Below are 20,726 nucleotides of genomic sequence, written 5' to 3' on the forward strand. Positions count from 1 at the left end.
CTACACCGTCTGCACCATTTTGCTTTCTAACAGTTTATAGATTACTTCCAGGCCTTTCTGATATTCTTCAGATAGGAATTTCTGACCATTCAGCGTCTTAATTTTACTTTGGAGCTCTAAAAAGAAACTGCGGGCGTTATCTGGACAATCGAAACAGAATCTAGAGTTAAAGATGTGATTCATCAAAGAAAAGAGCTCTATCTGCCGATCAAATGGACAGTAGCAGTCCTCAGCATCAAATGCGTTTTGCTGCAAATAACAGAAATCGTATAGCTCTGATTTCAAAAAGATTTCCATGTCTTCCATAGAAATCCCTTCTTCCCCTACGACTTCTATTCGTTTACCAATTTCAGCACCTTCCTCCAAGAAGCGGGAGGCTTGTTTAACAGATTCTCCCCAACCCGGAACTTTTTTCTCTAAAATTTCTGCTACAGAATCCAGATATTTAGACCATGAAATCATTGGGTCAATAGAAGGATATCTTCTTGCATCTGCACGCGCTTTCGAAAGACCACAGAAAGCTCCAACCACAGATAAAGTTGCTTGTGTAACAGGCTCTTCGAAATTCCCTCCTGCAGGCGAAACTGCTCCACAGATAGTCAAAGATCCTTCCGACCCATCCTTCATTTTTACAGCCCCACCTCTTTCATAGAAAGCGGCTATTCGAGACGCTAAATAGGCTGGGAAAGCCTCTTCCCCAGGAATTTCTTCTAATCGCCCAGAAATCTCTCTTAAAGCCTGTGCCCATCTAGATGTCGAATCAGCCAGTAACAAAATGTGCAGACCCATCTGACGGTAATACTCAGCAATTGTAATCCCCAAATAAATAGAAGATTCTCGAGCAGCTACAGGCATGGAAGATGTATTACAAATAATACAAGTTCTGTGCATCAAAGACTGCCCTGTATGAGGGTCTGTGAGATGAGGGAACTCCTGTAAGATTTCTACAACCTCCCCCGCACGCTCTCCACAAGCACACAAAACTACAATGTCTACAGCAGCATATTTGGATAAATGGTGCTGCAATACCGTTTTCCCAGCTCCAAAAGGTCCAGGAGTACAGAACGTTCCTCCCTTAAGAACCGGAATTTGTGTATCTAACACTCGCAACCCTACATCCATGATCTCGTGAGAAGGAACTTTCTCCCCTTCTAAAAAAGCTTGCTTGATAGGCCATTTCTGAACCATAGTGAACTCAAGCTCTTCACCTGTTGAAGTACGTCCCTTAGCAACAACGGTATCGACAGTATAATTCCCAGAAGAAATCACCCATGTGATGGTTACTTCCTCAAAACAAGAGAAAGGCACCATAATCTTGTGATCAAAACGACCTTCTTTTACCGTTCCAAGTACATCTCCTCGAGAAAGTACAGATCCTACCGAAGCTTTTTGCGTATAAGCCCATACTGTTTCTCGACAAATGGCATTAACGTATTCGCCTCTTCTCAAAAATAGGCTTGTATCTGCCAATATTTCCAAGCGATTCTGTAACCCATCAAAAATTCCTTGGAGTAAACCGGGCCCTAATTCAGCTTCTAATAAATGTCCGGAAAAAGTTACCAAAGCGCCACGAGAAATTCCTTGAGTCTCCTCAAAAACTTGGATCTTAACTTCATCTCCTACGACTTCAATAATTTCTGCTTTCAACCAAGTATCGTCTACGCTAACATAGGCCACTTCTCCCTGACGCACATGCCCATCAACATGCACCCGCAATAAATTCCCGTAAGCTTCTACGACATAGCCCTGCGTCGTTTGTTTTGAAGTTGCTACCATCTGATTCCTTTCTCCATCAAATTAATCAGTTCTTTCCCCTTCTGAACACTCGCCCAACTACTACGAATGGCCATTAAATATGTAGTTAACCGAGAAAGAATTGCATCTGTGTTCAAGTATTTGTCTCGTGACATCTCTTCTACCTTATGAAATTCATAGAAAGAGAGAGTCTGATTCAACATGTGCGGAAGACGCCCGTAATCTCCTAAAACATCTCTCAATTCGAAGAATTCATCAGGAAGCTCATAATTAGGAGAATCTTTTTGCATCAACACATGCAAGACAATGGGATTCGAACTATCTTCATCCCTAAGGACAAAAGACACATCTTTCTGCATTACTCTAGCTCGAAACCCTGCCAAAATAATTCGTAAATCTTGCTTAAAGCGAAAATAGGTTCTAAGAAATTCTGAAGGATAATCTTGATAGTGATCGAGAAAATCTCTAACTAACTCTGAGAAATGAGTTAAACGCTCCTGAGGAGTTTTATAGCGCAACAGAAAATCTTTAAAAAAATCTTCAAACTCCCACTCATCCGACCACATTTGAAGCCGCAACAAAGACTCTACATTACTATTTGTAATGGTCCCAAAAGAAAAGGGAATCGATTTCCCTGCCCAGAAAAAAGCAAAATTTTCTAAATCAAAAAAACGCCGCAATATTACGTAGGACTGCCAATCCTTATCTGTAAAGTTTAGCGCTAATAAATCATTGATTTCTTGAAATGAATAGAGAGGAGGAGATTCGGGTTGTTGAGGAGAAAGGAAGGAAGATAAAAAATAACACTGATTCATAATCCGCTCTTACACCTTCAACTAAGAAACTCTCTAGACAGCCCTCCAGAGATAGTTCTTCTTTTCTCAACGCATACAAAAAAACTCCGAGTTTGCGGAGCTTCCATCGTCAACGAATTTTCCCAATAACGATTTAACCAACATAGCCCCTTAAGCCAAAGATCCTTTAGCAAGACTGAAAGATCATTTCCCGAAAATCTTTCTGTAAAAATCTAGTCAATAAATCTAGCAAAACCTCTGAGCTCATATCTAAAACCCAATTGCGCTCTTCAACTTTTAACTGAGCACCTCCAGAAAAATTGCCAACAGATACCCCTTTCTCTTTAAGCTTAGAAGTTATCTCTTTCCCTAAAGCCTCATTGACAGCTCGAGCTGACACGTGTTTCCCTATATAGGCAGAAAGATTCCCAGAAATCCCTTGTGCATCAACTGCCTGCACTAAAGCTTGCACGAGCTTAGCGCTGACTTCTGGATCTGTAGCCACATGATCTAACCATTCACCCAAAGACTCTCTGAAGATCTTCGTTTCTACTGCCTGCTTCAAGTTTTCCAAAGAACGCTTTCCTGCCTGTACCAAAGCCGCCTCTCCTTTTTTCAGAGTTTGGTCAGCTGTCTCTTCCGCAGAACGAATAATCCTTTGCGCCTCTTCCTTGGCCTCCTCAACAATACGTTTTGCTTGCTCTCTTGCATTATGAACAATAGAACCAGCTTCCTCTTCAGCTGGTTTTAAAGTTTCCTCTCGCAAAGCATCACATATTTGCTTTAATTTATCTTGAGCGCTGAGATCTGCCATATCTGATACCAAGAAAAACAACGTTTATCTTAAAAAAACGATCAATTATGATCCGGTTAGCCCTTAAGGTTAGATCATAACAACGTTTAAAATCAAATACTAAACCTTATGAAAAGAGTTATCCTCTGCTCTCTTTTATTTGCAAGTCTCCCTATAGTTTCGAAGGCAGCCGTAGAAGGAAAGCCTCTTTCTAGAGCTGCTCAATTACGAGAAAGAAGAAAAGATCTCCATGTATCAGGGAAGCCCTCTCCTCGTTATGCTTTGAAAAAACGTGCTTTAGAAGCTAAAAAAAATAAGCCTTCTATTAGCTGGATAACCTATTCCAATTCTACCTATTCCTTTCTTATCCCTAATACTTGGCAGTGCATCGATGATAAAACGCAGCTACCAGAAAAATTAGATGTTCTTTTCATTGGGAAGGGAGCAGGAGGACTGACGCCAACAATCAACAGCGCACACGAAATCATCCATAAAACTGAAGATGCCTATATTGAGGAGATTTTAGACTATCATCGCACGAATGAAAACACACTGGAATCTTCTATCTTTGCGCACATTCAAGCTCACAGCAGCAATTTTACAATTATCAAAACGGAAAAAAACACCTCTTGGGGACGAGTCTTTTGCCTCCAAGGTGTGACAGTCATTGATCACACAGCCTACGTCCTTACAAGCACGTCTACCATAGATGACTATCCCAACGTCTCCTTAGCTCTTCTAAAAGCAGCCTCCTCCTTTAGACTCTCAGAAAAAGAAGAAGCTGCTCGTGGTGATGCCATTTTAGAAAAAGCTTTGAAAGATCTGCAAAATGGAAAATAGCGGAACACTATCCTCTATGATACAAGACTTCTCCTCGCAAAGAATCGAACATAAATCTAACTCGCACAAGCTTACCCGCTAGATTCAAATTCAAAAAGACAGGGAATCGAGAAAATAGCAGCTGAAAAGGAACGTCAATACTTTGGCCTTGAACAGAGACCGAGACTGCAGCCTCCCCGAGGAGAGCCTTAGCTTCATAAATTCTCAAACAAAGAGCAGAGAATCGTCTAATAGCATCACACATCTCCGCATCAAACATAAATGAAGCTTCACAGCAATCACACGCAAGACAATTTTCTAAATCAATTACAGAAAACGCTACGTTCCCGTCACAACAATATGGACAAGAAAAACATAACGCCTGTTTCTTTTTTTCCATGACATCCTTTTTATTCAACACTGCCCCATATTATCAATATAAAACTATGCTTCCTGGGCTGCGATCTGTCTAATAAATTCGGTAACTGCAGACTCTAAAATTTGAGTGTCACCAGAAAAAATGCGAATACCTTCAGCTAGCTTCTCTGTTGCCATGGCATCTTCATTCATTAAGAACCGAAATACGCTCTCTGACAACTCCACAGGTTGAATATCCAATTTTTTCGCTTCTTCTACGCTCAGCTTTCTTTCAACAGGCTGTTGATCTTTCTTGAGTTCTTCTAATAATTTAGGAGAAATTGTTAAAAAATCACATCCGGCTAAAGCAAGCACTTGCTCTTTCGTTCTAAAAGAAGCCGCCATAATCTGAGTCGGAATATCAAATTTCTTATAGTAAGAATAGATATTTGCTACGGAAGCAACTCCAGGATCGGCTTCGATAGAATACCCTTCTGCGCCATAAGCAGCGATCCACCAATCATAAATCCGACCAACGAAAGGCGAGACCAATGTTACTTTAGCTTTTGCTGCTGCGATCGCTTGCACAAGGTTAAAAATTAAAGTTACGTTACAAGCAATCCCTTGGCTTTCTAAAACCTCTGCAGCACAGATACCTTCCCAAGTCCCAGGAATTTTAACTAATAAACGTTTCTTATCTCCTCCCATTTTCTCAAATAGTTGAGATAAAAAAATCGCTCGCTGAACCATTGCTTCTGTATTAAAAGAAAGCCGGGCATCAATTTCTAATGATACCCGACCAGGAACATGCTTTAGAATCTCCAAGCCTAAATTAACTTGGATCTTATCTAAAACAAAAGTCAGAGTTTGAACATCATCACCATTCTGCCGGATGCCCCAAGAAATTGCTTCCTTCAGCATCGACTGGTACTTAGGCTCCTGAGCAACCTTCAAGATCAAAGAAGGATTTGTTGTAGCATCCTGAACCCCTAACGTCTTGATTAAAGCGGGATCTCCAGTATCTCCAACAAGAACACTCCAAAGCTTAAGCTGATCGAACTGGCTAGACATAAACACCTTGTCAATTTTTGACTTTAAGTGAAGCCTACCAAAAAAAACGATACTATTCAAGGGGGTTATGACTCATACCCCCTCTCTTTCTCTAGTTTTTGGGGCAGATCTTTAACCTGCCACAGACTCGAACTCGCTGTCAAAATCAAAGACTAAGTCTTCTTGCTCTTTTTCAAGATGCTGCTTAATACGCTTATGCGTATCAAATCCTGTACCTCCAGGAATCATGTGTCCCATGATCACATTCTCTTTGAATCCTAACAGATAGTCTGTCTTACTACTGCAAGCAGCGTCTGTTAAGACCCGAGTTGTATCTTGGAACGAAGCGGCAGAAATAAAGGACTCAGTTCCCAAAGAAGCTTTAGTGATTCCCAACAGCACTGGAACAGCTTGAGCAGGTTTCCCTCCATCCTCTTCCGTGCGACGGTTCTCTTCATAAAACTCTTTCTTATCGACATCTTCTCCAAACAATAACGTCGTATCACCTGGATCAGTAATACGAACTTTCTGCAACATCTGACGAACAATAATTTCGACGTGTTTGTCGTTAATGTCCACCCCTTGTAGGCGGTATACTTCTTGAACCTCATTAACTAAATATTTCTGAAGCTCTCTAACACCACAAATCTCAAGGATCTCATGTGGAACAACTAAACCATCCGTCAACTGCTGACCTTTGATTACGCTGTCTCCTCGTTGTACGATTAAGTGTTTGGTTAGAGAAATCAAATGTTCCTCTTCCATTCCCGTAATCTCATCTCGGACAACAAGAATACGCTTGTTCTTCTGAATGCCTTTGAAGTCAACAACCCCATCAATCTTAGCGATATCAGCAGCATCTTCAGGCTTACGAGCTTCTACTAACTCGGCAACCCTTGGCAAACCTCCAGTAATATCTTTAGTCTTGATGGCCCCTCGGGGCAATCTCGCTAAGAGCATTCCTGGAGCGATACGTTGACCCTCTTCTACGGAGATAATCGCTCCAGAAGGAATAGCATACGTACCGACCAACTCTTTCATATTGGCATCAGCGTATATGGCGATCTGAGGATGCAATTCCCCTCTGTGCTGTTTTACGATTAACTCAACAAGCCCAGTATTCTTATTCGTGACCTTCTCTGTGGAGACTCCCTCTACCAAATCTTCGTAATGAACGAATCCTGGCTTATCACAGATAATTGGAATGTTATGAAGCTCTACCTCAGCAATTCTCTGTCCTGCTGCAACAGCAGCACCATCATTAACTAAAATCTTAGCTCCTAATTCCACAGGGAATGTCGCCAAACTTTCAATAGACTTCGTACTCAAAAGTTTCTTATATTCACTTAAGCTTCGTCCTTCGTCTTGAACTAAGTGAAGAGCTCCCATCTTGTTAAGCACAAGATTATTACCCTCCTGATCTACGACAACACGCAAATCTAAGTAAACAAGAATCCCATCGCACTCGGCAACGATCTCTGGAGTTGAGGATGTCGCAGCAATCCCTCCAAGGTGGAATGTTCTCATTGTTAACTGAGTTCCAGGTTCCCCGATGGATTGGGCTGCGATAATACCAACAGCTTCTCCTAATCCAATCAAACGACCATTAGCGAGATTCAAACCGTAGCATTTAGCACATACTCCTCGACGACTTTCACAAGTAAGAGTGGAACGAATCTTCACACTTTCAATACCAGCGTCATCAATAGCTTCAGCTTGAGCAGAAGTTAATACATCGCCGGCATACGCTAAGACGTTGCTCTTATCACCAGGCTGATAAATGTTTTCGGAAACCGTACGTCCGTAAACACGATCTTTTAGAGGCAGCAGTTCTTCAGAACCCTGACGGATTGTCGATACCTCGATATGATTTAAAGTACCACAATCTCTCTCAGTAATAATGACATCCTGAGCGACGTCTACTAAACGACGAGTCAAATATCCGGAATCCGCTGTTTTAAGCGCGGTATCTGCCAATCCCTTTCTAGCTCCGTGAGAAGAAATAGAGTACTCTAGAACAGTTAAACCTTCTCGGAAGTTTGAAGTAATTGGAGATTCGATAATGGCTCCGTTTGGTTTAGCCATTAGTCCCCGTAAAGCACCCAACTGTTTCAACTGAGATTTATTTCCTCGAGCTCCAGAATCAATCATCAAGAATAGCGGATTGTGTTTGCTATTTGTTTGTTTCTTGATCTCAGAGTACAAAGCATTCGACAAGAGGTCTGAGACTTCAGTCCAAATACTGATCGTTTTGGAATGCCGTTCCCCATCAGTAATAATCCCGTCCTCGTACTGCTTCTTAACAACAGCCACTTTATCGTAAGCATCTTTTAAGATTTCTTTTTTGATTTCAGGAATCTTAACATCCTTCAGACCCATGGAAATCGCAGCTTTCGTAGATTGTACAAAGCCTAATTCTTTGAGATCGTCTAGGAAGCGTACAGTGGCTTCTAACCCAACTTTCTTATAGCACTGCAGAATCAATTCACTGATACGCTTACTTGGCATGCTATAGTTTTGGAAACCGAGTTCTTTAGGAACGATGGTATTGAAAAATACACGACCAGGTGTTGTTTCAATAATCTGACCATCTATTCGAACTTTAATTTTCTCATGGATGTGAATCCCTCGTCCAGTTTCATCTCGACGAGAACCACAGATCTCATCCTTCAGAATAAACCCTCCAGCATTCAGAGCTCGAAGCACTTCTACTTCGTCTTTAAATGCTTTTGTTTTCCCTCCATGTTCTTCAGGAAAGTAGGTTGGATCAGCCATTAAATAATAGATACCCAATGTCATATCCTTAGAAGGAGTTGCAACAGGTTTCCCAGAAGATGGCAAAAAAATGTTGTCTGGAGCCATCATCAAAACCTTAGCTTCTAACTGCGCCTCGATGGAGAGAGGCACGTGAACAGCCATTTGGTCTCCATCAAAGTCAGCATTGAACGCTGCACATACCAGAGGATGGACCCGAATAGCCTTCCCTTCAATCAATACTGGCTCAAAAGCCTGTATCCCTAATCGGTGCAAAGTAGGAGCTCGGTTTAGTAAAACTGGATGCCCTTTAATTATTTCTTCAAGAACATCCCAAACTTCTGGAGCCCCCCGCTGAATCATCTTCTTTGCTGAACGAATAGTATAAACACTACCCTGATCCTTTAATCGTTTGATAATAAATGGCTCAAACAATTCCAGAGCCATTTCCTTAGGCAAACCGCACTGATTAAACTTCAATTCAGGACCAACAATAATCACTGAACGTCCGGAGTAATCCACTCGTTTACCTAACAAATTCTGTCGGAAACGTCCGTTTTTCCCTTTCAACATCTCCGACAAAGACTTCAGAGGTCTATTTCCAGCTCCCATAACAGGATGTCCGTGACGTCCATTGTCAAACAAAGCGTCAACAGCTTCCTGCAACATCCGCTTCTCGTTACGGACAATGACCTCTGGAGTTTTTAGCCGCAAAATAGCTTTTAAGCGATTATTCCGGTTAATAACTCTACGATACAGATCATTTAAGTCCGAAGTAGCAAAACGTCCACCATCTAAAGGAACTAAAGGACGTAAATCTGGGGGAACAACAGGAATGTTCTTCAATACCATCCATTCAGGACGGTTCGAAGAAGATACAAAACCTTCTACGATCTTCAGACGTTTAGCCAGCTTCATTCTCGCTTGCTGAGATTTCGTTTTTCTTAAACGCTCTTTGAGCTCTCCTAAAAGGCTTTCCAAATCTTCAGATTTGAGAAGATCGTAAACAGCCTCTCCTCCCATTTTGGCAACGAAAGCATCTTTACCCCATTTTTCAACAACTTCTCGATATTTCGCATCATTAAGAAGTTGTTTCTTCACGAGATCAGTATTACCTGGATCGATAACAACATATTCCTCGTAATAAATTACACGCTCCAAATCCGAAGCAGTCATTCCTAAAACATTCCCGATTCTTGAAGGAGTTGTTTTGAAGAACCATATGTGAACAATGGGAACGGCTAACTCAATATGAGCCATTCTTTCTCGTCGCACTTTAGAAAGTGTGACCTCTACTCCGCAGCGGTCACACACAATTCCTTTATGTTTGATCTTCTTATATTTACCGCAATAACATTCCCAGTCCTTAGTAGGCCCAAAAATCTTTTCGCAGAATAAACCGCCTTTTTCAGGTTTAAATGTACGGTAGTTGATCGTCTCCGGTTTCTTAATTTCGCCACAAGACCACTTGTCGCGAATAGTCACATCTGAAGCAATCCCAATTTCTAACTTATCAAACAGCCCTTCTTTTACCAGGGCTGCATCGTCTCGAGAACCTTCTCTGAACATTAACTTCTCTCCAACAAGTGTTTTTTAAGCATCTACTACCATAGGGCGAACATCAAGCCCTAGACCTTGCATTTCTTTAATCAAAACGTTGAACGACTCAGGCGTTCCAGAACGAAGTAAGTTTTCTCCTTTCACGATTGATTCGTAGATACGAGTTCTTCCCGAAACATCGTCGGACTTAACAGTCAGAATCTCTTGTAACATATGAGCTACCCCATACGCCTCTAAAGCCCATACCTCCATTTCCCCGAATCTCTGTCCTCCCATCTGCGCTTTACCTCCAAGAGGTTGCTGCGTAACGAGAGAGTAAGGTCCTATAGAACGAGCGTGGATCTTATCAGCAATTAAGTGACTCAATTTCAACATGTAGATGTATCCAACGACCACTTTGCTATCGAAACGCTCTCCGGTTTTACCATCAAATAGGTAAGACTTACCATCTTCGGGCAATCCCTGCTCTATCATCATATCCCAAATACGAGACTCTGGGAACCCTTCAAAGACCGGAGTTTTCACATAGATACCTGCAGTTTTTGCAGCATATCCTAAATGTGTCTCTAAAACCTGTCCAAGGTTCATTCGAGAAGGCACCCCTAACGGGTTCAAAATCATCTGTACTGTTTCACCGTTAGCTAAGAAAGGCATGTCTGCTTCTGGAACAATCTTGGAAACCACTCCCTTGTTTCCGTGACGTCCAGCCATTTTATCCCCAACTTGAAGTTTTCGCTTGGAAGCCACGTAAACTTTAACTTGTCGGATAACTCCATGATCTAAGTCAGCATCACCTTCTTTTATGTGCTCAGCTTCGGTTTTATAATTGACTTCCAAACGCTGAACAGCTGTTTCATAGCTAGAAAGAATATCTTTCAAAACATCATACATGTCACAAGGAGCCATCAGCAAATCAACTAGCGACTCTCTTTCTAAGAGTTCGATAGTCTCTTGATCAAAAATAGCACCTTCTTGAACCAAAATATCTGCCGAACGACGGTGTATAATCGCTGCAGGAGCTTTTTCATTGAGCAATAGAGCCCCCAGTTTCTCTCTATGTTCTACTTTCAATTGAGCTAACTGACTCTTATATTCTTTCTGTAGATCCTTAAGATGCACAGCTTCTTCAACCAGTTCATCATCGCTCTTGGACAAGCGATCCTTTCTGCTGAATACTTTGACATCCATTACGACTCCTTCTGTACCAGGAGGAACCGTTAGAGAGGCATCTTTTACGTCCGCCGCCTTCTCTCCAAAAATAGCTCGCAACAAACGCTCTTCAGGAGCTAGTTCCGTCTCAGATTTCGGAGTGATTTTACCGACAAGAATATCTCCCGGCTTGACTTCAGCCCCAATACGGACGATACCATCCTCTCCGAGATTTGCCAAAACCTCTTCAGAAACGTTAGGAATATCTCTAGTAATTTCTTCTTTACCGAGTTTTGTATCTCGAGCTGTTAACTCAAATTCTTCTATGTAAATAGAAGTGTACGCATCTTGTTTAATCAACCTCTCGGAGATGATAATCGCATCTTCGAAGTTATACCCGTACCAAGGCATGAAGGCTACTAATACGTTTTTACCAAGAGCCAATTCCCCTTTATCGGTTGCTGGGCCATCCGCTAAAACATCTCCATGCGTAACCACATCTCCCACAGAACACAAAGGAGTTTGGTTGATGCATGTTCCGGAGTTGGATCTTAAGAATTTTTTAAGCTGATAACGATCCTTAAGCGTTGGATTATTCTTCTTCGCTACGACAATCTCATAGCTATCTACGTATTCGACTACCCCATCTTCCTGAGCCACAATAATAGCTCCAGAATCTTTGGCAGCACGCCCTTCTAATCCAGTTCCAACAATAGCAGCTTCCGTTTTCAATAATGGTACAGCCTGCCGTTGCATGTTCGATCCCATAAGAGCTCGGTTAGCATCGTCGTGTTCCAAGAAAGGAATCAGCCCCGTAACCACAGATACCAGCTGTTTTGGAGAAACGTCCATATGCGTAACCGTACTTGTGTCGGCTTCAAAAGCCTCTCCTTTGTATCTAGCCCAGCATACGGGAGTTTTAAACATATTATACTCATCGAGCTCCGCAGAAGCCTGAGCAATGACACACTCTTCTTCAACATCTGCTGTCATATACTCAATTTCATCTGTCACGATGCCATCGCGCACGACACGATAAGGAGTCTCTATGAATCCAAATTCATTGATCTTAGCAAAGGAAGACAGTGAAGTAATCAACCCAATGTTTGGTCCTTCAGGAGTCTCAATTGGACAAATTCTACCATAGTGGCTTGCGTGAACGTCTCGAACTTCAAACCCAGCTCTTTCTCTATTCAATCCCCCAGGTCCTAATGCTGACAGACGACGCTTGTGCGTCAATTCTGCGACAGGGTTTGTCTGATCCATAAACTGAGATAATTGAGAACGGCTGAAGAAATCTTTCAGGACACTGACTAACCCTTTAGCAGAAATAATCTTTCCTGGAGTTAGGGTATCAGAAGAGAAATCAAAGAGATTCATTCTTTCTCGAACGATCTTTTCCATTCTAGCCAATCCAGAACGACAGTGATTCTGAATTAGTTCTCCAACAGAGCGAACTCGTCGGTTTGCCAAATGGTCAATATCATCGATAGATGTCTTCTCATCGCCCATTCGCAAACGAATCAAATATTTCAACGCGCCGATAACATCTTCTTTTCTCAAAGTCACTTGAGATAATGTTTCGTCGTCTAATGGGAATCCTAATTTTTTATTTAATTTATAACGTCCAACGCGGCCTAAATTATAGCGTTTAGCATCGAAGAATAAGCGCATAATTGTGGATCGAGCATTAACTAAAGTTGCAGGCTCTCCTGGTCGTAATCTGCGATAAAAATCTTTAAGAGCAGCTTCGTAAGAATCCGTAGGATCTTTTGTGAGCATCTTAATAATTGGGTGATTTTCATCTGCGCCAACAGCAATCTTCAAAGATTGGACTCCCGCATCTAAGATGCGTTTTAGCATAGCAGTACTTAGCTTCTCTCCAGCTTTCCCGTAAACTAATGAAGAATCCGCATCAACTACGTTATCAGCTAAAACTTTACCAACTAACGCGACAAAATCCTTCTCTAAACGTAAGGAACGCTCCTCTACAGAAAAGAACTCTTCAATAATATCTGCATCTGTTGAATATCCTAAAGCTCGGATAAACGTCATAGCTAAAATCTTTCTGCGACGTTTTTTCCTATCAATATGGATATAGATAAGGTCATTAATGTCGAAGACAGCTTCTAACCAACTTCCTCGATAAGGAATAATTCTAAAAGAAAATAAAACATTTCCTTTAGAATGTTTTTCTTGTTCAAAATTGATTCCTGGAGAACGGTGGACTTGAGAAACAACGACTCTCTCTGCCCCATTAATAATAAAGGTTCCCTTATCAGTCATGATGGGGATGGTTCCCATATAGACTTCTTCTTCTTTAATCCCCGTTTCATCAGTTAAACGGAAACGAACCTTTAAAGTAACACTATAGGTGATTCCCCGACGAATACACTCTTCTGGGGAGTATTTGGGCACTCCTAAGTTATAAGAGAGGTACTCTAAAATCGTAGCTTCATTATAAGACTTGATAGGGAAAATTTCTCTGAAGACTTCTTCTAAACCAATGTTTTCTCGCTCTTCAGCAAGCTTCCCGATTTGAAGAAACTGCTTATACGACTTGATTTGAACTTCGACAAGATTAGGAAGATCTAAAATATCTTCTTTCTTTTTGATGCTGACCCGCTCCGGGCACTTGAACATGCGAGCTCTCCTAAGACTTTAAGACTTTTGGCGATATCATTTCCCTATTTAGTCTCTCTGTGATCTCTAAACAGGAATACGACAGATGCTTTCCAGCTAGGACAAAACAGAGCCTATCCAATGCAGAGACGCTAGATACTCTCTATACACTTGTCCATCCGACAAATACTATCACCTTGATTCCATTAAGAAAAAACCATTGCAACAGAAATATTCTGTTTGCGATGCCAAACACTAAAAGTTAAGTCCAGACAAATCTGTTAAGACGTACCGGGAACCCCTCTGTGCCCAGCTACTGTGCAGCTAAACGAAAAGAGAAGCTTGCAAGTAACCCCCAAAGCATTCTCTTTCCCATAACAATTACAGCCCTTTAGCAACAGCCTTAGCACCGGCTTCTTGTAACTTCTTAACAGTGTCTTCTGCATCACTTTTAGAAGTTTTTTCTTTAACCGTCTTAGGTAATCCTTCAGTCATTTCTTTAGCTTCTTTCAAAGCTAATCCAGTAACTTCTCTAACAACTTTCAGAACCCCGATTTTCTTATCAGAAGGAACGTCTTCCAGAATTACAGCAAACTCTGTAGGCTCTGCAGAAGCAGGAGCATCACCAGCGGCAGCAGCACCAGCAACAGCTACTACAGGAGCGGCAGCAGTAACGTCCCACTTTTCTTCCAATAATTTTTTAAGCTGAGACAATTCAAGCACCGTCAAGCCGCTCAACTGTTCTACTAAAGTTTCCAAACTTTCTGTTGTCACTTTGTCACCCTTATTTTTTAGAATGTTAACACTACTCTTGAGTTTTTTCTGCTTTCTGGTCGACACAAGAAATAACACCAGAAAGAACTGAATTCATAATTCCTGCAACTTGAGACATAGGAGCAGCAATGAGTCCAACAACTTGCTGTCTAAGCTCTTTCATAGAAGGCAATTTAGCAACGGCCTCAACTTCTCGCCCAGACAAAGAAGCATTATCTATTCTTCCAGCTAGAAAAACTAGAGAATCATTATGCTGTTTATTGAAATCTAACACTTGCTTCGCAGCAGATACTGGATCGCCATAGGCGAATACAACCCCAAGATGACCTTCGCCGTCTTCTGGATCCATTTCTACGCCAGAAGTCTCTAAAGCTTTAAAAAATATCTTTTTCTTTAAAACTTCAAACTCAGCAGAGACCCCGGAAAGATTATTTCTAAAACTTCTAGAATGCGCAGCAGTAAAACCCAGGTATCTCAACAAAATAAAACCTTGAGAAGCGGTTATCTTTTCTTCAACCTCGCGAAGCAGCAACTTTTTCTCTTCTTTCATTTTTCCTCTTTAAACTTAGAATTATAACGCAATCAACTCCCTAGTATCCACGGTAACCCCTGGCCCCATGGTCGAGGAAATAGTGAAATTAACTAAATATTGTCCTTTAGCAGTTGCGGGTTTAGCTTTAACTAAGGCTGCACACAACGCTTCGACATTTTCTTTGATTTGCGCACTATCGAAAGAAAGCTTCGCAACTCCGACGTTGCATACACCAGCTCGATCAGCTTTAAATTCAATTTTACCTTTTCGCAGTTCCGCAACAGTTTTAACCACATCTGTTGTTACAGTTCCGGCTTTAGGCGTAGGCATAAGGTTTCTTGGACCCAAAACTTTTCCTAGCTTTCCGACCTCTCTCATCATATCGGGAGTGGCAACCGCAACATCGAAGTCAACCCATCCACCTTTGATTTTCTCTACTAAGTCGTCGCTACCAACAAAGTCCGCTCCTGCTTCAATAGCCTCTGCAGCCTTATCTCCAGCAGCAAAAACTAAAATTCGCAAAACTTTACCTGTACCGTGAGGTAAAGAAACCGAACCACGAATTTGCTGATCACTCTTTCTTGGATCGATCCCTAATTTAACAGACACATCAACCGTTTGATCGAAACGCACAGTAGGACACTGTTTTAAAATATCTATCGCTTCACCCAAAGAATACGACTTAGCTAAATCGTAAGTCTCTTGGATACCACGAATGCGTTTTCCATGCTTTGTCATAATTATGCAGCTCTTTAACTAATTACTCTACATCTACACCCATGCTTCGGGCAGTCCCTTCAACCATTCTCTCGGCGGACTCTAAAAGAACAACATCCATGTCCTTCATCTTTTGCTCAGCAATTACCGTAATTTGTGCTCGAGTTAATTTACCAACTTTGTTTCTATTAGGAATCTTAGATCCAGATTCCAAGCCCAAAGCTTTTTTAATTAACGAAGAAACAGGAGATTGTTTCATTACAAAAGAAAAAGTCTTATCCGAGTATACAGTGATTACAACAGGGAGCAAATCACCTGGACGGTCTTGAGTTGCCGCATTAAACTCTTTGCAGAATCCCATGATATTCACGCCTGCAGCACCTAAAGCAGGACCAATTGGTGGAGCGGGGTTAGCTTTCCCTCCAGGGATTTGCAATTTAATGATTTTAATGATTTTTTTATTCGACATATTCAACCCTACTCTACCTTAGTATTCCTCTCAAAACGAGGGGGAAAAACGAAAAAGTTAAATTATAAGAACATAGAGAATAAGAATACACAGAATTTCTTATTCTTACTCACTTTCTTGCCCTGGCACGACTTCCTCTACCTGCCAGAACTCTAAATCATCGACGCGAGTCTCTCTTCCAAAGATAGAAACCATAACGCTAAGCCGCCCTTTGTCGTGGAACACTTCCGACACAACCCCAACAAAGTTAACAAACACGCCGTCATTAATTTTAACCTGAGATCCCACTTCAAACTTATGTTTTTGAACAACCCCAGATTTTTTCTCTTCTAGATCTGCTAAAATATTTTTTACTTCTTCTTCAGACAGAGCAACGGGAGCGCCTCCCCCTAAAAATTCAACTACACCCTGTGTCTTCTTCACATAAGACCAAGATTCATCTGTTAAATGCATCTTGACTAAGAGGTAGCCTGGCCAAATATACTTCTCAACGATCTTATGTTCACCTTTCTTCACTTCCATAACATTCTCGGAAGGCAGGATGATCTGCTGAATAAAATCAGACATCCCTGAGGCTTCTTTAAAATCTTCTAAAGACTTTTTTACTTTCTTTTCTTGAGCCGTAAAAACTTGGACAACATACCACTTAAACATGAATCAACCAAAGAAAAAGCTTGTTACTTTACCGAACAATGAAAGGGACTTTCGAAGAGCTAAATCCACACAATAGATGGAAAATCCAAAGCCAAAAATATTCATCAAAACAATCTTGACGTATCTTTTAAGATCTCGCTTATTTACCCACTCAATCTTCTTAATTTCTTCGATAAAGTTACCCGCAAAAGCTGCTTGTTTTTTTACAAAAGATACTTTCTTAAGAAATTTTCTTCGGTGATCTTGCCCCATAAGCGAATTCTTCTTTCAGTTACCTAATACGAGTGCGGAGGGATTCGAACCCCCGACCGGCGGCTTTGGAGGCCACTGCTCTACCATCTAAGCTACACACCCAAAGGCAAGGCTTTTCAGCCTCGCCAACACATCACTTAATTTATGCAATGATCTTAGAAATAGTTCCAGCACCGATTGTACGACCACCTTCACGAATCGCAAATCTCATACCTTCTTCTAAAGCCACAGGGCTAATCAATTGCACTTCAAACTCAACGTTATCCCCAGGCATGACCATCTCAATTCCCTCAGGCAGAGTTACCACACCTGTGACGTCTGTTGTACGGAAGAAGAATTGAGGTCTATATCCTGTGAAGAAAGGCTTATGTCGTCCACCTTCTTCTTTTTGCAAAACGTAAACAGCACACTTGAACTGTGTATGAGGTTTAACACTGTTTGGCAAGCAAACAACCATTCCTCTTTCCACATCGTTCTTACCAATACCTCTGAGGAGCAATCCAACGTTCTCTCCTGCACGACCTTCTGGGAGTTCTTTTCTGAACATTTCAACCCCAGTAACAATCGTTTCTTTAGTATCTCTAAGACCGACCAACTGAACTTTATCGGAAACTTTAACAATTCCACGCTCAATACGTCCAGTTACTACAGTTCCTCGTCCGGAGATAGAGAATACGTCCTCAATAGGCATTAAGAAAGGCTTGTCAATTTCTCTTTCTGGAGTAGGGATGTTATCATCGACGGCTTGCATTAGCTCTCGAACTTTCTCTATGTATGCAGCATCCCCTTCCAAAGCTTTCAGAGCAGAACCTCTGATGATTGGACACCCTTTGTATCCTTTCTCTTCAAGAAGCTCAACCAACTCCATCTCAACTAAGTCGACCAATTCAGCGTCTTCTTCGGAAATCATGTCAATTTTATTGAGAAAAACAACGATGTAAGGAACCCCAACTTGTCTTGCCAAAAGAATATGCTCTTTAGTTTGAGGCATAGCTCCGTCTGTTGCAGAAACTACTAGAATAGCCCCGTCCATTTGAGCTGCACCGGTGATCATGTTTTTAACATAGTCAGCGTGACCAGGGCAGTCCACGTGAGCGTAGTGACGATTAGCTGTTTCGTACTCAACGTGGGAAGCGTTAATTGTAATACCGCGAGCTTTTTCTTCAGGAGTGTTGTCAATAGAGCTATAATCACGAAAATCAGCCAACCCATCTCCAGACAACGCACGCGTAATAGCAGCTGTCAACGTAGTCTTACCATGGTCAACGTGGCCAATGGTCCCTATGTTGATATGAGGCTTATTACGTTGAAAAGTTTCTTTTGACATCTCAAAAATCCTCAAATTAAAAATTAGTTTGCTACCAATATCTTTTGCCCAGAATAGGAATTGAACCTACGGCCACTTGCTTACCATGCAAGTGCTCTACCACTGAGCTACCTGGGCTTAGCACAAAAGAGGAAGCAACCTAATTAGCATCGCAATTTTCCCGCAATCAAACTCTCAACCAGCCTGAACTAGTTTTCTCAATCCCTCAGCCGCAGACAAAAGTGGTGCAGAATACAACTGAAGATAATCTCGGTCTCGACACGAGCATAGTAACTTCAGACGCGGATTATTATCAAGCTTTCCTCTTAAAACTGCATGACTTTATTTATAAGGATAGCAAAACAACCTTAACGATGTCTGTAGACAACACGAGCCTTCGTCAAATCATAAGTAGACATTTCGACGGTCACGCGATCTCCAACGAGCAAGCGGATATTACTCATACGCATTTTACCGCACAGATGCGCTGTAATGGGAACCCCATTCTCTAACATCACCCTAAAATGCATGCCGGGCAACAACTCTTCCACTCTACCTTCTAGAACGATCGTATCTTCTTTTTTTGCCATTCCTAAAAAAACCTAAAAAACATTCTATCTCTTGATCCCAGCATTCAAACAAAAAAACAGGCTTGGGCACCCAATGAAGCTGCAGCACCTGTTGTCCTCCGGAAACTCGAGAGAGCGATTATATCGACTAAACAGAAAATGTCAAACAACTTGTCAAAAAACAGAAGGAAAAGTATCTTTTGACATTCTCTCTTGAGTTTTTGCGGGAATAACAAATATTTTTTTAATTTGTTTACAAGCAAAAACCCAATACCTTAAACTTGTCCTCCTTAGACTCAATACTTCACAGTAAAACTCCCCATTCTTCCGAATGAGAAGCTTCGCTTCTGTTTTAGAAAAACATTTTGAGACACTCTAGTTAGTCCTTACCTGAAAATTTTGTCTCGGTATATAAAGTAGAGTAGATAGGCCATGGTCAAAGCCGCTCATCCCCTACATTCTTCTATTTCCGGCGCGCTGCCCTTGCATTCTTCGAGAGGGGGAGCTTATCACGATTCTCTAGGAGATCTGCACTCTCCAATTTCTTTGACTCCGCCCGCATTATCCGTACTCACCCCAGAGCCTGCTCAAAGCAAAAGTCGGGTACAAGCCGTAGCCAATACTATCGGAGACTTTTTACAAAGAAACTGGAAGCACTTACTCTTGTATATTCTTGCCTGGTCTCTTATTTTAATTTGTCACAGTTCCGTTGCACTTGTTTTAAGCATTTGGCTAGGAATAGGATTTGGAGCTGGTGTTGTCCTTGGTATTATTTCTGCTAATTTCCTAGATAAAGAAAACAAATACCCTCACTTAAACAGTCTTTGGAACATCACTAATCACGGATTACAACAACTGGATCCTAATGGAACTCGTCAGGTTCTGCTTGCCACCGTTATTGCGTCGATTTCTGCCCTTATTTATGCCTCTCCTCAAGCTATCGGGTTTATTATTGGAGCTTTTTTAGGACATCAAACAAGCTCGTTAGCTGTTTATGGATACCGGTTCAAATCAGGTCCAGGATATATTGCAGATCAGGAACTGTTTGATAAACAAGAAAAACGAATTCGACAAGCCATCATGCAGTGTCGGTTAATTCGTAACCAAATGATTTTGCAACGCCGCCTAGATACATTACAGAAACGCGCCCATCGTCCGGGACAATCACAAACCATAACAATACGACCTCTTACAAACCGCATTTCTCTGCCCGAAGAAATGGAACATGAGATCTTGGGCAAGAAACCACAAGTAGTCATTGCTATGCTCGACAATAAAATTGCTCAGCTCAACCAATCGCTTGTACAACTCTATGACCGTCCAACACGAGTTATTGAACAATGATATTAACTACCCCTTCTGAACATAAAGCTTGTCTAGAAAAACAAGAGAAAGCTGTGGCTCTTCTCTTCCCAGAAAACTTTGTTAAAGATACTTTTTACAAACAACTCTTACAGATTGGTCGCACAGCCAAGCCTTTTCCAAAAGAGTTCTTGACAAAAGAAAATTTAGTTTTAGGTTGCCAAAGCGATCTTTACCTCCATGGCGAGTTCAAAAATAACGCAGCGTTTTTTTCCACCTATACCGAAGCTCTAATCTCTTCAGGCGTTGCTGTACTGTTCTCAGATATCTATTCAGGAGAAACTCCCGAAACCATTCTTACTTGCAAGCCTTTATTTTTTGAGAAGTTAAGTCGACACCTATCCATGGGGAGATCTCGTGGAGGAGAATCTCTATTCCTGAACATGCAACGTATAGCCGTTCAATATCTGGCTCGAAAAACCTAATGAGATAGCCAAT

18 protein-coding genes and 2 tRNA genes are annotated in these 20,726 nt (G+C 41.5%); 3 read left to right on the forward strand and 17 right to left on the reverse strand.

Translation table 11 applies throughout. The features are described from left to right. The 3 genes from CTA_RS01635 to CTA_RS01645 form a co-directional block, all read right to left on the reverse strand. Complete coding sequence (locus CTA_RS01635) at positions 1-1,776, reverse strand: V-type ATP synthase subunit A (protein WP_009871655.1); 1,776 nt, start codon at positions 1,774-1,776, stop codon at positions 1-3. Continuing rightward, on the reverse strand, positions 1,770-2,570 hold the full coding sequence (locus tag CTA_RS01640; protein ID WP_009871656.1) for a DUF2764 domain-containing protein: 801 nt from the start codon (positions 2,568-2,570) through the stop codon (positions 1,770-1,772). The genes CTA_RS01635 and CTA_RS01640 overlap by 7 nt, the downstream gene beginning before the upstream one ends. 166 nt (positions 2,571-2,736) lie before the next feature. Further along, complete coding sequence (locus CTA_RS01645; protein ID WP_010725155.1) at positions 2,737-3,363, reverse strand: V-type ATP synthase subunit E; 627 nt, start codon at positions 3,361-3,363, stop codon at positions 2,737-2,739. Between the two features lie 108 nt (positions 3,364-3,471). On the opposite strand from CTA_RS01645, the gene CTA_RS01650 reads away from it, so the two are divergent. Continuing rightward, positions 3,472-4,182 (forward strand): hypothetical protein, encoded by a 711-nt coding sequence (locus tag CTA_RS01650; protein WP_009871658.1) that lies wholly within the window; start codon positions 3,472-3,474, stop codon positions 4,180-4,182. A gap of 7 nt (positions 4,183-4,189) precedes the next feature. On the opposite strand, the gene CTA_RS01655 is transcribed toward CTA_RS01650, so the two are convergent. The 14 genes from CTA_RS01655 to infA form a co-directional block, all read right to left on the reverse strand. Further along, positions 4,190-4,561, reverse strand: a complete 372-nt coding sequence (locus CTA_RS01655; protein ID WP_009871659.1) for a hypothetical protein — start codon at positions 4,559-4,561, stop codon at positions 4,190-4,192. A gap of 44 nt (positions 4,562-4,605) precedes the next feature. Next, the gene (tal, locus tag CTA_RS01660; RefSeq protein ID WP_011324677.1) at positions 4,606-5,589 is read right to left on the reverse strand and encodes a transaldolase; all 984 of its coding nucleotides are present in this window, start codon (positions 5,587-5,589) and stop codon (positions 4,606-4,608) included. 111 nt (positions 5,590-5,700) lie between these two features. Next, positions 5,701-9,891, reverse strand: coding sequence for a DNA-directed RNA polymerase subunit beta' (gene rpoC / locus CTA_RS01665; protein ID WP_009871661.1), 4,191 nt, complete (start codon positions 9,889-9,891; stop codon positions 5,701-5,703). A 24-nt stretch (positions 9,892-9,915) separates the two neighbouring features. Continuing rightward, on the reverse strand, positions 9,916-13,674 hold the full coding sequence (gene rpoB / locus CTA_RS01670; RefSeq protein WP_011324678.1) for a DNA-directed RNA polymerase subunit beta: 3,759 nt from the start codon (positions 13,672-13,674) through the stop codon (positions 9,916-9,918). A 360-nt stretch (positions 13,675-14,034) separates the two neighbouring features. Further along, a complete protein-coding gene (gene rplL / locus CTA_RS01675) occupies positions 14,035-14,427 on the reverse strand; it encodes a 50S ribosomal protein L7/L12 (RefSeq protein ID WP_009872553.1) in 393 nt (130 codons plus the stop codon). Positions 14,428-14,458: 31 nt separating this feature from the next. Continuing rightward, positions 14,459-14,977 (reverse strand): 50S ribosomal protein L10, encoded by a 519-nt coding sequence (gene rplJ, locus CTA_RS01680; protein ID WP_009871664.1) that lies wholly within the window; start codon positions 14,975-14,977, stop codon positions 14,459-14,461. A gap of 21 nt (positions 14,978-14,998) precedes the next feature. Further along, positions 14,999-15,697: a 50S ribosomal protein L1 gene (gene rplA, locus CTA_RS01685; protein ID WP_009871665.1), complete on the reverse strand. Its 699-nt coding sequence runs from the start codon at positions 15,695-15,697 to the stop codon at positions 14,999-15,001. 22 nt (positions 15,698-15,719) lie between these two features. Next, positions 15,720-16,145: a 50S ribosomal protein L11 gene (gene rplK / locus CTA_RS01690; protein WP_009871666.1), complete on the reverse strand. Its 426-nt coding sequence runs from the start codon at positions 16,143-16,145 to the stop codon at positions 15,720-15,722. Between the two features lie 105 nt (positions 16,146-16,250). Beyond that, a complete protein-coding gene (gene nusG, locus CTA_RS01695) occupies positions 16,251-16,799 on the reverse strand; it encodes a transcription termination/antitermination protein NusG (RefSeq protein ID WP_009872557.1) in 549 nt (182 codons plus the stop codon). Between the two features lie 3 nt (positions 16,800-16,802). Continuing rightward, complete coding sequence (gene secE, locus CTA_RS01700; RefSeq protein ID WP_009871668.1) at positions 16,803-17,051, reverse strand: preprotein translocase subunit SecE; 249 nt, start codon at positions 17,049-17,051, stop codon at positions 16,803-16,805. Between the two features lie 29 nt (positions 17,052-17,080). Further along, positions 17,081-17,153, reverse strand: a tRNA-Trp gene (locus tag CTA_RS01705). Between the two features lie 40 nt (positions 17,154-17,193). After that, positions 17,194-18,378, reverse strand: coding sequence for an elongation factor Tu (gene tuf / locus CTA_RS01710; protein ID WP_009871669.1), 1,185 nt, complete (start codon positions 18,376-18,378; stop codon positions 17,194-17,196). A 45-nt stretch (positions 18,379-18,423) separates the two neighbouring features. Then, positions 18,424-18,495, reverse strand: a tRNA-Thr gene (locus CTA_RS01715). Between the two features lie 230 nt (positions 18,496-18,725). Next, positions 18,726-18,947, reverse strand: a complete 222-nt coding sequence (gene infA / locus CTA_RS01720; RefSeq protein ID WP_009871670.1) for a translation initiation factor IF-1 — start codon at positions 18,945-18,947, stop codon at positions 18,726-18,728. Positions 18,948-19,358: 411 nt separating this feature from the next. Between infA and CTA_RS01725 the strand changes: the two genes are divergently transcribed. Both CTA_RS01725 and CTA_RS01730 read left to right on the forward strand, forming a co-directional pair. Beyond that, on the forward strand, positions 19,359-20,270 hold the full coding sequence (locus CTA_RS01725; RefSeq protein WP_009871671.1) for a hypothetical protein: 912 nt from the start codon (positions 19,359-19,361) through the stop codon (positions 20,268-20,270). Then, the gene (locus CTA_RS01730; protein WP_011324679.1) at positions 20,267-20,713 is read left to right on the forward strand and encodes a SufE family protein; all 447 of its coding nucleotides are present in this window, start codon (positions 20,267-20,269) and stop codon (positions 20,711-20,713) included. The genes CTA_RS01725 and CTA_RS01730 overlap by 4 nt, the downstream gene beginning before the upstream one ends. The last annotated feature ends 13 nt before the right edge of the window (positions 20,714-20,726 follow it).

This window comes from Chlamydia trachomatis A/HAR-13 (assembly GCF_000012125.1).
Lineage (GTDB): Bacteria > Chlamydiota > Chlamydiia > Chlamydiales > Chlamydiaceae > Chlamydia > Chlamydia trachomatis.

What these genes read in the sequence shown, in the direction of transcription:
- secE (WP_009871668.1), bottom strand. Translation starts at nt 17,051, where the DNA reads ATGGGGCAAGATCACCGAAGAAAATTTCTTAAGAAAGTATCTTTTGTA.
- CTA_RS01725 (WP_009871671.1), top strand. Translation starts at nt 19,359, where the DNA reads ATGGTCAAAGCCGCTCATCCCCTACATTCTTCTATTTCCGGCGCGCTG.
- CTA_RS01655 (WP_009871659.1), bottom strand. Translation starts at nt 4,561, where the DNA reads ATGGAAAAAAAGAAACAGGCGTTATGTTTTTCTTGTCCATATTGTTGT.
- CTA_RS01650 (WP_009871658.1), top strand. Translation starts at nt 3,472, where the DNA reads ATGAAAAGAGTTATCCTCTGCTCTCTTTTATTTGCAAGTCTCCCTATA.
- CTA_RS01730 (WP_011324679.1), top strand. Translation starts at nt 20,267, where the DNA reads ATGATATTAACTACCCCTTCTGAACATAAAGCTTGTCTAGAAAAACAA.
- CTA_RS01645 (WP_010725155.1), bottom strand. Translation starts at nt 3,363, where the DNA reads ATGGCAGATCTCAGCGCTCAAGATAAATTAAAGCAAATATGTGATGCT.
- rplJ (WP_009871664.1), bottom strand. Translation starts at nt 14,977, where the DNA reads ATGAAAGAAGAGAAAAAGTTGCTGCTTCGCGAGGTTGAAGAAAAGATA.
- rplA (WP_009871665.1), bottom strand. Translation starts at nt 15,697, where the DNA reads ATGACAAAGCATGGAAAACGCATTCGTGGTATCCAAGAGACTTACGAT.
- tuf (WP_009871669.1), bottom strand. Translation starts at nt 18,378, where the DNA reads ATGTCAAAAGAAACTTTTCAACGTAATAAGCCTCATATCAACATAGGG.
- CTA_RS01640 (WP_009871656.1), bottom strand. Translation starts at nt 2,570, where the DNA reads ATGAATCAGTGTTATTTTTTATCTTCCTTCCTTTCTCCTCAACAACCC.
- nusG (WP_009872557.1), bottom strand. Translation starts at nt 16,799, where the DNA reads ATGTTTAAGTGGTATGTTGTCCAAGTTTTTACGGCTCAAGAAAAGAAA.
- CTA_RS01635 (WP_009871655.1), bottom strand. Translation starts at nt 1,776, where the DNA reads ATGGTAGCAACTTCAAAACAAACGACGCAGGGCTATGTCGTAGAAGCT.
- infA (WP_009871670.1), bottom strand. Translation starts at nt 18,947, where the DNA reads ATGGCAAAAAAAGAAGATACGATCGTTCTAGAAGGTAGAGTGGAAGAG.
- tal (WP_011324677.1), bottom strand. Translation starts at nt 5,589, where the DNA reads ATGTCTAGCCAGTTCGATCAGCTTAAGCTTTGGAGTGTTCTTGTTGGA.
- rpoC (WP_009871661.1), bottom strand. Translation starts at nt 9,891, where the DNA reads ATGTTCAGAGAAGGTTCTCGAGACGATGCAGCCCTGGTAAAAGAAGGG.
- rplK (WP_009871666.1), bottom strand. Translation starts at nt 16,145, where the DNA reads ATGTCGAATAAAAAAATCATTAAAATCATTAAATTGCAAATCCCTGGA.
- rpoB (WP_011324678.1), bottom strand. Translation starts at nt 13,674, where the DNA reads ATGTTCAAGTGCCCGGAGCGGGTCAGCATCAAAAAGAAAGAAGATATT.